Annotated in this window: 14 protein-coding genes; 4 read left to right on the top strand and 10 right to left on the bottom strand. The window is 57.9% G+C overall.

What is annotated here, in order from left to right:
- Position 1 precedes the first annotated feature (1 nt).
- The gene (locus GOX21_RS12065; protein ID WP_170377487.1) at positions 2–1,165 is read left to right on the top strand and encodes a lytic murein transglycosylase; all 1,164 of its coding nucleotides are present in this window, start codon (positions 2–4) and stop codon (positions 1,163–1,165) included.
- A 12-nt stretch (positions 1,166–1,177) separates the two neighbouring features.
- On the opposite strand, the gene GOX21_RS12060 is transcribed toward GOX21_RS12065, so the two are convergent.
- From GOX21_RS12060 to GOX21_RS12040, 5 genes are all read right to left on the bottom strand, one after another.
- Positions 1,178–1,975 carry a class II glutamine amidotransferase gene (locus tag GOX21_RS12060; protein WP_170377485.1) on the bottom strand — a complete coding sequence of 266 codons (798 nt, stop codon included), beginning with the start codon at positions 1,973–1,975 and terminating at the stop codon, positions 1,178–1,180.
- Between the two features lie 130 nt (positions 1,976–2,105).
- Positions 2,106–2,456: a hypothetical protein gene (locus GOX21_RS12055; protein WP_170377483.1), complete on the bottom strand. Its 351-nt coding sequence runs from the start codon at positions 2,454–2,456 to the stop codon at positions 2,106–2,108.
- 54 nt (positions 2,457–2,510) lie between these two features.
- On the bottom strand, positions 2,511–5,966 hold the full coding sequence (locus GOX21_RS12050) for a chromosome segregation SMC family protein (RefSeq protein WP_170377481.1): 3,456 nt from the start codon (positions 5,964–5,966) through the stop codon (positions 2,511–2,513).
- A gap of 140 nt (positions 5,967–6,106) precedes the next feature.
- Positions 6,107–6,517, bottom strand: a complete 411-nt coding sequence (locus GOX21_RS12045; RefSeq protein WP_170377479.1) for a hypothetical protein — start codon at positions 6,515–6,517, stop codon at positions 6,107–6,109.
- 45 nt (positions 6,518–6,562) lie between these two features.
- On the bottom strand, positions 6,563–7,762 hold the full coding sequence (locus GOX21_RS12040) for a PLP-dependent aminotransferase family protein (protein ID WP_170377477.1): 1,200 nt from the start codon (positions 7,760–7,762) through the stop codon (positions 6,563–6,565).
- A 150-nt stretch (positions 7,763–7,912) separates the two neighbouring features.
- Between GOX21_RS12040 and GOX21_RS12035 the strand changes: the two genes are divergently transcribed.
- The gene (locus tag GOX21_RS12035; RefSeq protein WP_170377475.1) at positions 7,913–8,683 is read left to right on the top strand and encodes a FadR/GntR family transcriptional regulator; all 771 of its coding nucleotides are present in this window, start codon (positions 7,913–7,915) and stop codon (positions 8,681–8,683) included.
- Positions 8,684–8,944: 261 nt separating this feature from the next.
- Positions 8,945–9,550 carry a hypothetical protein gene (locus GOX21_RS12030; RefSeq protein ID WP_170377473.1) on the top strand — a complete coding sequence of 202 codons (606 nt, stop codon included), beginning with the start codon at positions 8,945–8,947 and terminating at the stop codon, positions 9,548–9,550.
- 69 nt (positions 9,551–9,619) lie between these two features.
- Here GOX21_RS12030 and GOX21_RS12025 read toward each other — a convergent pair whose 3' ends face one another.
- The 5 genes from GOX21_RS12025 to GOX21_RS12005 all read right to left on the bottom strand — a co-directional run bounded on the left by GOX21_RS12025 (position 9,620) and on the right by GOX21_RS12005 (position 12,190).
- A complete protein-coding gene (locus GOX21_RS12025) occupies positions 9,620–10,180 on the bottom strand; it encodes a F0F1 ATP synthase subunit B (protein ID WP_170350339.1) in 561 nt (186 codons plus the stop codon).
- A 5-nt stretch (positions 10,181–10,185) separates the two neighbouring features.
- Positions 10,186–10,737: a F0F1 ATP synthase subunit B' gene (locus tag GOX21_RS12020; RefSeq protein ID WP_170350338.1), complete on the bottom strand. Its 552-nt coding sequence runs from the start codon at positions 10,735–10,737 to the stop codon at positions 10,186–10,188.
- 86 nt (positions 10,738–10,823) lie between these two features.
- Complete coding sequence (locus GOX21_RS12015; protein WP_005981269.1) at positions 10,824–11,048, bottom strand: F0F1 ATP synthase subunit C; 225 nt, start codon at positions 11,046–11,048, stop codon at positions 10,824–10,826.
- A gap of 48 nt (positions 11,049–11,096) precedes the next feature.
- Positions 11,097–11,855 carry a F0F1 ATP synthase subunit A gene (locus tag GOX21_RS12010; RefSeq protein WP_170377471.1) on the bottom strand — a complete coding sequence of 253 codons (759 nt, stop codon included), beginning with the start codon at positions 11,853–11,855 and terminating at the stop codon, positions 11,097–11,099.
- Positions 11,856–11,857: 2 nt separating this feature from the next.
- Positions 11,858–12,190, bottom strand: a complete 333-nt coding sequence (locus GOX21_RS12005; RefSeq protein WP_170350336.1) for an AtpZ/AtpI family protein — start codon at positions 12,188–12,190, stop codon at positions 11,858–11,860.
- A 231-nt stretch (positions 12,191–12,421) separates the two neighbouring features.
- Here GOX21_RS12005 and GOX21_RS12000 point away from each other — a divergent pair, with 231 nt between their 5' ends.
- A complete protein-coding gene (locus tag GOX21_RS12000; protein ID WP_170377469.1) occupies positions 12,422–12,757 on the top strand; it encodes an ArsR/SmtB family transcription factor in 336 nt (111 codons plus the stop codon).

The following is a 12,757-nucleotide window of genomic DNA, read 5'->3' as shown; positions in this document are numbered from 1 at the left end:
CATGCGCATTCTCTCTGGCCTTGTTGCCGCCGTTCTGCTCGCCTCGCCCGCCCTTGCCCAATGCGGTGGCGGATTCAATTCCTTCGTCAAAGGGCTGAAGGCTGAGGCCATACAGCAAGGTTTCGACAAATCCACCGTCAATGCGTTTTTCAACGGCGTGCAGCAGGACGGCGCCGTCCTGAAAGCCGACCGCGCGCAGGGTGTGTTTCAGAAACCGTTCATCGACTTCTCACGCCATTTGATCTCGCAAAACCGGATCGACCGGGGTCAGGCCATGTCACGCAAATATGATGCGGTGTTTGATCGGATTGAGCAGGAATACGGCGTCTCACGCGGGGTTCTTTTGGCCTTTTGGGCGTTCGAGACCGACTATGGTGCGTTTCAGGGCGACTTCAACACCCGCAACGCGCTGGTGACACTGGCCCATGATTGCCGCCGCCCAGAATTGTTCCGACCACAGATCTTTGCGGCCATCGAGCTGTACCAACAGGGCAACTTCGAACCAAATCGCACCACCGGTGCCTGGGCTGGTGAGATTGGAATGGTGCAAATGCTGCCTCGCGACATTCTAGAAAACGGTGTCGACGGGGACGGAGATGGCACGGTCTCGTTGAAAACGTCTGCGCCGGACGCGCTGATGTCGGGCGCCAAGATGCTGTCGCACCTGGGCTGGCAGCCGGGGCAGCCGTGGCTGCAAGAGGTGACGGTGCCCGCGCAAATGGACTGGTCGCTGTCCGGCCCGGGCAAACCGCGCCCAGTGTCCGACTGGCAGGCCATGGGTGTGCAGGCCCGCAACGGATCTTTGGCTAACTTGCCCGCATCGCTGATATTGCCGCAGGGCCACAACGGCCCGGCCTTTTTAGCCTATCCGAATTTCGACGTCTATTTCGAATGGAATCAGAGCTTTGTCTACGTTCTAACCGCCGCCTATTTCGGCACACGGCTGGAAGGTGGTCAAATCTATGATGCCGGTAATGCTCCACAGGGGCTTTCAGGCGCACAAATGAAACAGCTGCAAAGCAAGCTACAGGCGCGCGGGTATGATGTAGGCAAAATCGACGGAATTCTGGGCGCGGGTACACGGGCTGCTGTTCAGGCCGAACAAGCGCGGCTCGGATTACCGGCGGATGCCTGGCCGACGGCCGAATTGCTTGGACGTTTGTAAAATGTTGTTGGATTACGCGCTTTTTGCCGCAAAAAGTGCTCGGCCAGGTTCGAACGCGTGTGAAATGATCACTGATCCTTCCGTTTCGATTGCAGTGTTCGGCTGAATTTCGACCCAGCCGTCGCTGTCACCATCCAATGGCTCTGATGAGATGATAACACCATCTTTGCAGCGACGGTAATGCAGGCTCGGCGCGTACCGATCCGAAGCATAACGCGCTGCAAATATACGTTCTCCATCTGACCAGCAGGCCGCGAACCTAAGATAGGGCAACACACCGCATCGTCTTGACGCCGCCTCCACTCGCGCGACCGCTCGGGACATTGCTGCTACCGGGTCAGCGTCTAGCCCCTCGCCTTGCGCGATCAGAAAGATCGCTTCGCTTTCTGTTGCGCCAAATCTATACCCATACAGATGTGCCGGGATCATCGCGTCCAGTTCCTGCCGGATCAGATCATGCCCTCCGGCTTGGCCATTGTGCATAAAGCTCCATGCACCGACCCCAAAAGGATGACAGTTGTTCCGAGACGTGGCTGTCCCGGTCGAGGCCCGAACATGGGCCAGGAAAAGGCGCGATCTGGTATGATGGGTCAATTGCTTAAGGTTTGCGTCCGACCAGGCTGGGTGTGTATCTTTATAAAAACATGGCGTCTCACGATCAGAATACCACGCAAGCCCAAATCCATCAGCATTTACGGGCGTCTTCCCGATCAGCGCGTTGCGGCTCTGAATGACAAGAGATTGCTCTTGATCCAGAACCAATTCATCAAGATACCGCTGCTCGCCGACCCAAGCCAGAAACCGACACATCTGTTCGCCTATTCAAAAATTTCAGATGTGGCTGGTATATCAACTCATTGTGTAGTTTTTTTCCCAAATTTCTAACTTTTTTGGAATTTCTTCTATCATATGACAACCAGAGTTCACATTTGGCAATCAATTACTCCGGTCGCACCGGATAACGATCGCCCTTTTGATCAATCAGGATCAGTCGTTCGCCGCTGCGCACATACAAATCGCAGCGATCGAACCCGTTTCTGTACTGGATGCAGACGCTGCCATCCTCGGCGATCGAATAGGTGCCAAAGGCGGATTCACCGCTGGCATAGGTGTAAGAGTAGGCTCCACCGACCGAGAAACTGGACTGCCCATCATCATAAAAGGTCAGTGTGCGCCCGGCCAGCGCCTCCAGTTCTGTTGGCGTCAGGGGAACATCTCCAGGTTTGGTTGGCCATTCCGCCGCCCATACCGGGCTTGCGATCAGCAGGATAAGGATCAATAGACGGATCATACCAACACCCTACCCCGAGTGGTGATGAAAAGGGCATAACGTTGCAGTGATGGGTCAAGCGACCATCTGCTCGGCCTTTTTCAGATCGACCGAGACCAGTTGACTGACGCCCTGTTCCTGCATGGTCACGCCGAACAAACGATCCATCCGCGCCATCGTCACCGCGTGGTGGGTGATGATCAGGAAACGTGTATCGGTCTGGCGACACATCTCATCCAGCAGATCGCAGAACCGGGTAACGTTAGCATCGTCAAGCGGCGCGTCGACCTCATCCAGCACGCAGATCGGGGCCGGATTGGCGAGGAAGACGCCAAAAATCAAGGCCGTCGCCGTCAGGGTCTGTTCGCCACCCGACAACAGGCTGAGCGTCGACAATTTCTTGCCCGGCGGCTGGCACATGATCTCAAGCCCGGCATCCAGCGGATCGTCGCTTTCGACCATAACCAAATTGGCCTCGCCACCGCCGAAGAGGTGCTTGAACAGCATGGCAAAGTTTGAGTTCACCTGTTCAAACGCGGTCAACAGACGTTCGCGGCCTTCGCGGTTGAGGCTGGCAATACCAGAGCGCAGGGCTTTGATTGCCTCTTCCAAATCCGCCTTTTCGCTGTTCAGTGTGTCAAACTCTTCCTGAACTTCTTTGGCATCTTCTTCAGCGCGCAGGTTCACTGCTCCCATCGCATCGCGCTGGCGCTTGTGACGGTTCACTTCGGCCTCAAGCGCGTCGGCGGCAGGCATCTGATCGGGGTTCACGTCTAACTGATTCAGCAACTGGTTCGGGGTCAGCTGCTGATCTTCAGCAATCCGTTCTGCCGTTGCAGTCACGCTTTCCTTGGCGGCATCACAACGTGCTTCTGCCGCCGCGCGGGATTCGCGTGCTTCCGAAGCCTGACGTTCCGCATCCCGTTCGGCCAGCACCACTTCGCGCTGCTGGGTTTCGGCTTCGGCCAACTTATCGGCGGCCTCGGCGCGACGGGCCTCGGCTGTTTCAATCAGCTCGTTCAGCTCCTCGCGGGCTTCGGCGATCTCGCTGGGCGCAGCCATCGCTTCGGACAGCTCTTCTTCCGAACTTTTCTTGCGTTCGGCCAGTTCTGATATCCGTTTTTCCGCCGTTTCCAGACGATGCTTCCAACCGCTGAGGTCTTTTGTGACCTCTTGCGAACGTCGCGTGCGGGCCTCGCCCTCGCGGCGCAATTCATCATGGGACGAGCGATGGGTCAGCATAGTGATCCGCGCAGCCTCGACCGTCTGTTTGATATCTTCGACCTGCGCGCGGGCGGTGTCGAGATCGCCCAGACCGGTCAACGCCCCCTCGGCCTCGCGCAGTTGCGCGCGGGCGGACATGGCGTCCTCTTTGTGGCGATCCACAGCCAGCGACAGAGTCTCAAGCTTGCCTTGCGCCAGATTGCGGTCAGCTTCGGCGCGGCTGAGCGCGCGAGCGGTTTCGGCCATACGCTGATCGGCGGCGCGGCGGGCATCGCGGGCGCGGCGGTCCGCCTCGGTGACATCAGCCAGTTGCTGCGACAACGCCTCATGCGCAGCGCGGGCACCTTCGGCCTGTGCCTCGGTGCGGGTCAACTCCTGTTTCAGCGCCTCCAGCTTATTGAGCTGCTCTAGCCGCAGGGCTGCGGCGCTTGGTGCATCCTCAGCCCAGGCGCGGAACCCGTCCCACCGCCACAAATCGCCGGACCGGGACACCAGACGCTGCCCCGGCTTCAGCGAAGCCTGCAAACGCGCACCCTGATCCGCATCAACCAGACCAATCTGCGCGATCCGACGGCTCAGGCGATCCGGGCCAGACACATGCAGCGCCAGCGGTTCAACCCCATCCGGCAATGGCTGATCAGCATCATAGCCCGCTACCTGCACCCAACCCGATGGACCGTCGCCTTCGACCAGTGGGGCACGCAGATCATCGGCCAGTGCAGCTCCGAGTGCCTTTTCGTAACCGGGTTCGACGCGTAGCAGGTCAAGAACCTGACCGCCTTCGGCTGTATCGCGTTCCACCAGCTTTGCCAGCGCTGAGGTTTCGGCACGGATCGCGCCCAGTTCGCCCTCGGCCTCAGACCGTTGTGCGCGGGCCTCAGCCTCACGCGCTTGCGTATCATTGCGCAGCTCATCCGCTGCGGCCAGCGCTTCCTCGGCGGCCTCAGCCGCCTCGCGGGCTTCTTCCTCGCCCTCTTGCGCAGTCTCAAACGCGTCGCTTGCGTTGGTCAAAGCTTCGCGCGCCTCATCCACGGCGCTGCGGGCCTTTTCCTCTTCGGCCTCGGATCGAGTCAACGTCTTGCGGCTGTCTTCAACCAGACGCTGCGCCGATTGGTGGCGGGCGACCAAGCGCGCCATATCCTCGGTTTCCTGCGACAGATGATCTTCGCGGTCCTGCAACACTGACGCCGCTTCACGCGCGATTTCGGCAGCCTCGGCCACCTTATCCTCGTGCCCTTCGGCAGCCTTGGCCAATTCGCGCGCTTCCCATTCCAGACGTTCGATCATCTGGCCGGCATCGCGATTCAGGCCGGTTTCGCGTTCTATATCGTTGCCTAATTGCTGAATACGGTTGGTCAGCGTCTCAATGGTCTGGCGGGCGCGGGTTTCCTGATCCGACAGGGCATCACGTTGTACCTGCTGGCGTTGCAGGACGGCGGCGGCGATGGCTTCTTCTTCGCGCAGAGGTGGCAGGGTCTCTTCGATTTCGGCACGTTTGGTGGCGGCCGCGCGGGCTTCGGCCTCGGCCCGCGACGCCTCGGTGATCCGTTCGCGCAGCTTTTCTTCGGCCTGCTGGCGGGCCATGTCTGCCTCTTTCCAGCGACGATAGAGCAACATGCCTTCGGCCTGGCGCAGTTGCTCGCCAATCTCGCGATAGCGCGCGGCCTGACGGGCCTGGCGCGCCAGTTGCGCAAGCTGACCGCCCAGTTGTTCAAGCACATCGTCGACGCGGGTCAGATTGGATTCAGTGCCCTTCAACTTCAATTCGGCTTCGTGCCGACGTTGATAAAGACCCGAGATACCTGCGGCCTCTTCCAGAATGCGGCGGCGGGCGCGGGGTTTGGCGTTGATAAGTTCGGCAATGCGGTTCTGCCCAACAAGCGCAGGTGAATGCGCACCTGTCGAAGCATCGGCGAACAGCATCTGAACATCTCTCGCCCGCACGTCCTTGCCATTGGTCTTATAGGCGCTGCCCACGTCGCGGGTGATGCGACGCACGATCTCAAGCTGATCCGCGTCGTTGAACCCTGACGGTGCCAGCCGTTCCGAGTTGTCCATGGTCAGGACAACTTCGGCAAAGTTACGGGCTGGGCGCGTCGCGGCGCCTGCAAAAATCACATCCTCCATCGCGCCGCCACGCATGGATTTGGGGCGGTTTTCCCCCATCACCCAACGCAGAGCTTCCAGAAGGTTGGACTTGCCGCAGCCATTCGGGCCCACCACACCGGTCAACCCATCCGCTATGATCAGATCGGTCGGATCAACAAAGCTTTTGAAGCCGGTAAGTTTGAGTTTGCTAAAGCGCAAAGGCAATGAGTCCTGTGATTCCTATGTGAAGGAAGTCTGCGCAACGGATGGGGGCTGAGTCAACGAAGTTGCGCAGGATATGGGATATCACCCCGACTTATCCACAATATCTTGCCGAAATGCGCAGGAATACGCGTATCTCAGTACGGCGTACACTCGAACACCTGAAGGCCGTACTCCTTCCCGATATCCTCATAAACACCATAATCGACGCATTCGTAATTCGGTGTCGAGATGGCGGTCAGCAACAGACGTTCCCCCGCTTCGCGGTCACAGCCCAGCACACCAACGGTCACCGCGGCGTCGCCCAGTACATCCAGGATTGGACAGCCCGAAACCTGCGCCATGGCCAGCCCCGCCCGATCTTTGATCGGCCCCAAACGCGGGGCGTATTGGGTGTTGATCCGCACGGCCTCGGCCAGATCCCCGCGCACGCGTACGTCAAAGACACTGCCGTTCACGGCGATGCGGGTTGCAGGGATATCCCGGAAATAGGGGGTGCCGGCCGAACAGGCGGCCAGCACCGATAGGAGGAACAGATACCGGATCATACGGCCAGCATTGCCGCAATATGGTTAACAGAACCTTTCCTGCATTTAGGTTCGCAGGACGTCGCCTAACCGGCGGATACCCTCGCGGATTGTTGCCTCATCCGAATTCGAAAAGCTCAGACGGATAGTATTGGCCCCGGTTTCGTCCGGAAAGAACGCCTGGCCTGGAACAAAAGCCACCTTCACCGTCTCAAGCGCCTTGGCCAGCAAATCAGCCCCGCTCAGCCCCTTGGGCAAGGTCACCCAAATGAACATGCCGCCCTCGGGCTTGGTCCAGTCCACCCCATCGGGCATATGTTCGCGCAATGCGCTGAGCATCGCATCGCGTCGTGCGCCGTAAACGCGGCGCAACATGGGGATATGCGTATCAAAGCAGGCACGCGCCACTTCGTTGATAGCCATTTGGTTGATCGTCGCGGAATGCAAGTCAGCCGCCTGTTTCATCAACACCAGCTGCGAGATCACCGGCTTGGCCGCCACGACCCATCCCACCCGCAGACCCGGAGACAAAGTTTTCGAGAAGCTGCCACAATAAATCGTCCTGCAGTTTTCGATCGACCCTTTGCGCGCCAATTCCAACGCCAGAACTGGCGGAATTGCTTCCCCATCATAGCGCAGGGCCTGATAGGCGCCGTCTTCGATCACAGCGCAGTTCAATTCGTCCGCCAGATCGAGCAGGGTTTCGCGGCCGCGCAGGTCTACAGTTTCTCCGGTCGGGTTGGCAAAGTCAGGCGACAGATACGCAAATTTAACAGCCCCCTCACCCGCTGCGGCAGCGTATTCAGCCGCCCTGCGGTTGCCGTTGATGCCAAGCCGGTCAAAGCGCGGTTCATAAGCATTGAACGCGGCCAATGCCCCCAGATAGGTGGGCCATCCGACCAGTGCTGTATCACCCGGCGACAGATACAACTTGCCCAAGTAGTCCAGTGCCTGCTGCGAACCCGACGTGATCAGGATGTTATCAAGCCCGCAGTCGATCCCGATCTGGCGCATATGATCGACCAGCCATTCACGCAACGGGGCATAGCCCTCGCTGACGGAATATTGCAGCGCCTGATCTTTTAGTTCAGTGCCCAGTGCATTCTGGAACGCAGCGGCAAAACCCTCTGCTGGAAACAACGCCGGATCCGGAATTCCTCCCGCGAAGGAAATAATGCCCGGCTGGTCCAACAGCTTGAGCAATTCGCGTATCTCGGACGCCTTCATCCGCTTTGTTCGCGTGGCAAACAGGTCTTTGGTCGACATTGGTCTCCTCCCCTACCTCGCAGGGCAGACTAAGCGCGAATTACTTAATGTCAATCATTCTGACCTAATTTTCCGAACCAACATTCACCTGTTCTTGAACCGGTCAATATTACGTGGTCATATGATTTGACCAATTTCGGAAAAGCCGACATGCCCTTTCAAAAAGTCCAGACTGAAAAGCTGTCCATCGCAGTGGTGAAACAGATCGAATTGCTGATCCTGCGTGGCATCCTGCGCCCAGGCGAGCGGCTTCCGGCGGAACGCGAGTTGGCAGAGCGGCTGGGCGTATCGCGCCCCTCGTTGCGCGAAGCGATCTCGGAATTGCAGGATCAGGGGTTGCTGACCGCCAAGGCCGGGTCCGGTATCTATGTGGCCGAGGTTCTGGGCTCTGCCTTTTCCCCGGCGCTGGTTCGGCTGTTCAGCAGCCACGAAGAAGCAGTGTTCGACTATCTGTCTTTCCGCCGCGATCTAGAAGGGTTGGCGGCCGAGCGTGCCGCACGGCTGGGATCAGACAGCGATTTGAAAGTGGTTCAGGCGATTTTCGACAAGATGCAGGCTGCGCATGCGCGCAACGCCCCTCAGGACGAGGCACAATTGGATGCGCAATTCCACATGGCCATCATCGAGGCCAGCCACAACGTAGTTATGCTGCATATGATGCGGTCGATGTACGACCTGCTGCAACAGGGCGTGTTCTACAATCGTCAGATGATGTTTCAGCAGCGCACAACGCGTGGTGCCATTCTGGACCAGCACCGCGCGATCAACACGGCCCTGCAGGTACGCGACCCCGATGCAGCCCGCGATGCAGTCCAGCAGCATCTGAACTATGTCCAGAGCTGTATGGAAGATCACCAGAAAGCCCTGCGAAACGAAGCCATCGCACAGCAACGGCTGCAGCATGAGACCGGTCAAACCTGAAGAGGCGCGCGAGGTATCAGTGCAGCGCACAACTGTCGCGACTCAAATCCGAACACAAAAAGTTCATAATTTATTACGCAATTTCTGCTGGTTATCTGCTGGATATTGACCCGCAGCTAAACCAATTAAACAGGCAAGTCGCGAACCTTAACCGTCGCTGAAACCCTGGTGCCTGACATGATCCTTTTCAAACCCGGGCAACGCCCAAAAACGAACCCCTGTTTGATCGTTGCCAGCAACGGTCGATCCGGTAGCACGCTCATGTTTGATGCTTTGTGGAAGGCGCAAAAGCGGCGGCGTGTGTGGCCCAAGCCCAAGGCGACCTTTGAAATGGAGCTGGCACAGGCCGAATTACATCAGGGAAACCTTGTCAAAACACATGATTTTCCCGGCGTGCTGAGAGGTCGTGACAACGTCAAGGTCTTGTTCTGCTATGGCCCGACAAAAGACTCGGCGCTTTCGGTCTATTCCGTGCTTGGTCGCTATGGTCGCGACTGGATCCGTCAGCATTTCGCACATCTTCACGCCAAAGGAACTTTTGAGGATCTGTTCAAATATGACGTTCTCAACCAAGCAGAGCAGATGAGGCAATGGGCCACGTTCGAAAACGTGCCTGTCTTGTGCCTGAGCTATGATGCCATCTGGCGCAGACAGAGCGAAGTTGCCGATTTTCTGGAGTTGAACTTTTCCCTGCCCGAAAGAATAGAACGCGCAAAGAAATCCATACCCGATGAGATTCTAGATCAAGCGTCGGCGGTTTACGATCCCATCGACGCTGTACTGAGCGAACTACCGGAACTGTTTGTCGCCTCAGCCAAATATGCGGACATTCTGAACCGGCTGCCAAATCAACGCTCAGCGGCTTGATCTTCGCATCGTAAGAAAGAAAAAACCCGGCTTTGAGGCCGGGTTTTTCAATTTCATCATGCGAAGATCTTAGTGCAGCTTTTCGCCCACATCGGCAATTGCAGCGTCGATCAGCTTGTTCGCCTGCGTCGCCGTCATCTGCTTGGCCAGAACCGCATTTGCCGCCGAAACAGCAACGGTAATCGCCTGATCACGCACTTCTTTAACTGCCGAAGCCTCGGCAGATGCGATCTGATCCTGTGCAGCGGCCAGACGGCGCGCAATGGATTTTTCCAGATCGGCCTTGGCCTGTTCGGCCGCCAGCGCGGCGTCGTCTTTTGCAGCCGCCACAATCGCGTCTGCCTGCGTTTGAACTTCGCGTTGCTTGCGCTCGTACGAGGCCAACAGGGTGCGGGCTTCTTCGTGTAGGGCACGGGCTTCATCCAACTCGGACTTGATGCCTTCGGCGCGGTTGTCCAGCGCGCCACCGATCATACCCGGCACCTTGAAATAGAACAGGACCGCGATGAAGACGATAAAGCCCAACAGGACCACAAAGTCGGTGTTTCCAAGCGAGAAGAACGGGCCGCTTGCGGCCAGCGCGGGGCTGGCAGCGCCAAAGGTCAGGATAAGGGCAAGAGTGTTCCGCATGTCGCTTATCCTTTCATCTGCGCGTCAACAGCACCGTCAATGGCTTTGGCATCCGCCTCACCGCCCAGAGCAGTAACCAGTTCAGCCGCCGTGTCCTTGGCAACCACTTGAATGCTTTCCAGCGCACCTGCACGGATATCGGCGATCGCCTTTTCCGATTCAGCCGCCTTTGCAGCGATTTCCGCGTCCGCCTTGGCGATCGCGTCATCCAGACCAGCCTGAATTTCGGCGCGTGCTTCGGCAGCGATACGCTGCGCCTCAGAACGGGCATCGGCCAGCGCCTTGTTATAGGCTTCTTCGGCCTCGACCGCTTTGGCCTTCAGATCTTCGGCCGCAGCCAGGTCATTTGTAATGGTCCCCTGACGTTCAGCCAGGATTGCCGCGATGCGCGGCAAGGCCACGCGGGACAGGACCAGAAAGATGACGACCAGCGTGATGACCAGCCAGAAAATCTGGTTGGGGAACCAATCAAAGCAGAGCTGCGGCATCCCGATGGCCGAGCCATGGGAGTCTACGCATTTGCCAACTACTTCTTCGGCAATAGGTTCAGTCGCCATGTTGTCCTCCGTCGGAACGTTGTCTTTACAACAGGCGGGCCGCTATGGCTTGGGCCCACCTGCGCGTAAGGATCAGGTTCCGCAGATTATACGGCGAACATCAGCAGCAGCGAGACCAGGAATGCGAAGATCCCCAGGGCTTCTGCGAATGCGATACCGATGAACAGGGTTGCGGTTTGCGACGCAGCCGCCGAAGGGTTGCGCAGGGCGCCGGCCAGGAAGTTGCCTGCAACGTTGCCCACCCCGATTGCGGCTGCGCCGGAACCGATTGCTGCCAGGCCTGCGCCGATGTGTGCGAGATCGCCTTCCATGATGTTTCTCCTTACGAATTGGAAGTTTCGATGTTGGGGTATCAGACCTTAGTGCGACGGATGCAGCGCATCTTTCAGATAGACACAGGTCAGAATGGTGAAAACGTAGGCCTGGATAAAGGACACAAGGACCTCGAGGCCATACATTGCGGTGATCGCCAGAACAGACACGGGCGAGATCACGGCGATCGCGGCAAAGCCTGCGAACACCTTGATAACCGCGTGGCCCGCCATGACGTTGCCGGCAAGACGAATGGAGTGGCTGACAGGGCGTACGAAGTACGAAATCAGCTCGATGATCGCCAGAACCGGACGCAGGGCCAGCGGTGCGCTGGAGACCCAGAACAGACCCAGAAACGCGGCACCGTTCTTGACGAAACCCAGAACAGTCACGGTCAGGAACACGGCCAACGCCAGCGGGATGGTCACGGCGAAATGCGATGTGGTGGTAAAGGACGTCGGGATCATGCCCAGGAAGTTTGCGCAGACGATGAACATGAACAGGGTCATGACATAGGGGAAGTACTTAACGCCTTCCTTGCCGCAGATGTCTTCCAACATCTTGTAGATGAAACCATAGGCCAGTTCAGCCACCGACTGCATCCGGGTCGGAACAATCGCGCGTTTCGAAGTGCTGAGAACCAGCAGAGCAAAGATCGCGGCAATCGCCAGGAACATCCACAGGGTCACGTTGGTGGGCGTGTACCATGCAATTGTACCGTCACCGAAAAGCGGTTTGACGATGAACTGATCCATCGGGTGGAAAACCAGGCTGCTGCCTTCTGCTGCGGTGGTCTCAGTTGCCACGTTCAGTCCCTCTCGTCCTTCTCGGCAGCTGTCGCTGCCGTTTGTTTCTCTTGAACCTCTTTGGCGCTGCGGAGCATTACTTTCACTCCGGCGACAAGGCCCAGCAATGTGAACAGCACCAGAAAGATCGGGATCGTCCCGAGCAGGCTGTCCAGCCCGTATCCGATGCCAAATCCGATCCCCAGACCGGATACCATTTCGATGACCATCCTCCAGGCAAGCTCGCCCCCGGACACGTCAGCATCTGCACGAGGCTTTGGCTGCTTAGCCTTTTTCGCCGCCTCGATCTTCGCCTCCAGCTGCGCCATACGCTGCTTTTGGTCATCATCGGTCACGGGCGTTTCCCTCGCACAGTCTTGGGTAGGGTGCTAAGGGGCAAGGCGCACAGAGTCAACGGCGTTGAGCAATCGAATTGCCGCAGTTTAAATAATTGATTTTAATAATTTTTCACCCAACCTCAGCAGAGGCAAAACCTGCGCAAGCGCAGCGGCTTCAACCAAAACCCCTGAATCCGCATATTCAACCAAATGGTTGACCAAACTCGAAGGCTGTGGTTGAGCGAAGGCATGTCCAATGATCTCGACACCGTATTCGCAGCTATCGCCGACCCCACGCGCCGCGCCATTCTGGCGATGCTGCTTGAGGATGATATGGCCGTGACCGATGTGGCAGAACCGTTCGAGATGTCATTGGCCGCAATCTCGAAACATCTGGTGATCCTGACCAAGGCTGGATTGATCAGCCAGGAAAAACGCGGACGGGTGAAATGGTGCAAACTGGAACCTGACGCCCTGCGCACAGCGTCGGTCTGGATGCAAGGCTTTGGACAGTTCGAGCCCGTCAATCTGGACGCGTTCGAACGGTTTCTGGAAATTGAACTGCCTGCGGCTGACGATCCCTAG

This window comes from Ruegeria atlantica (assembly GCF_013032005.1).
GTDB classification, from domain to species: domain Bacteria; phylum Pseudomonadota; class Alphaproteobacteria; order Rhodobacterales; family Rhodobacteraceae; genus Ruegeria; species Ruegeria atlantica_A.
Note: the sequence above shows the minus strand (reverse complement) of the source record. Positions and strands in the feature narration are given on the sequence as shown.

Coding starts and splice junctions, on each gene's coding strand:
- GOX21_RS12065 (WP_170377487.1), top strand. CDS start 2: ATGCGCATTCTCTCTGGCCTTGTTGCCGCCGTTCTGCTCGCCTCGCCC.
- GOX21_RS12060 (WP_170377485.1), bottom strand. CDS start 1,975: ATGTGTCGGTTTCTGGCTTGGGTCGGCGAGCAGCGGTATCTTGATGAA.
- GOX21_RS12055 (WP_170377483.1), bottom strand. CDS start 2,456: ATGATCCGTCTATTGATCCTTATCCTGCTGATCGCAAGCCCGGTATGG.
- GOX21_RS12045 (WP_170377479.1), bottom strand. CDS start 6,517: ATGATCCGGTATCTGTTCCTCCTATCGGTGCTGGCCGCCTGTTCGGCC.
- GOX21_RS12040 (WP_170377477.1), bottom strand. CDS start 7,762: ATGTCGACCAAAGACCTGTTTGCCACGCGAACAAAGCGGATGAAGGCG.
- GOX21_RS12035 (WP_170377475.1), top strand. CDS start 7,913: ATGCCCTTTCAAAAAGTCCAGACTGAAAAGCTGTCCATCGCAGTGGTG.
- GOX21_RS12030 (WP_170377473.1), top strand. CDS start 8,945: ATGTTTGATGCTTTGTGGAAGGCGCAAAAGCGGCGGCGTGTGTGGCCC.
- GOX21_RS12025 (WP_170350339.1), bottom strand. CDS start 10,180: ATGCGGAACACTCTTGCCCTTATCCTGACCTTTGGCGCTGCCAGCCCC.
- GOX21_RS12020 (WP_170350338.1), bottom strand. CDS start 10,737: ATGGCGACTGAACCTATTGCCGAAGAAGTAGTTGGCAAATGCGTAGAC.
- GOX21_RS12015 (WP_005981269.1), bottom strand. CDS start 11,048: ATGGAAGGCGATCTCGCACACATCGGCGCAGGCCTGGCAGCAATCGGT.
- GOX21_RS12000 (WP_170377469.1), top strand. CDS start 12,422: ATGTCCAATGATCTCGACACCGTATTCGCAGCTATCGCCGACCCCACG.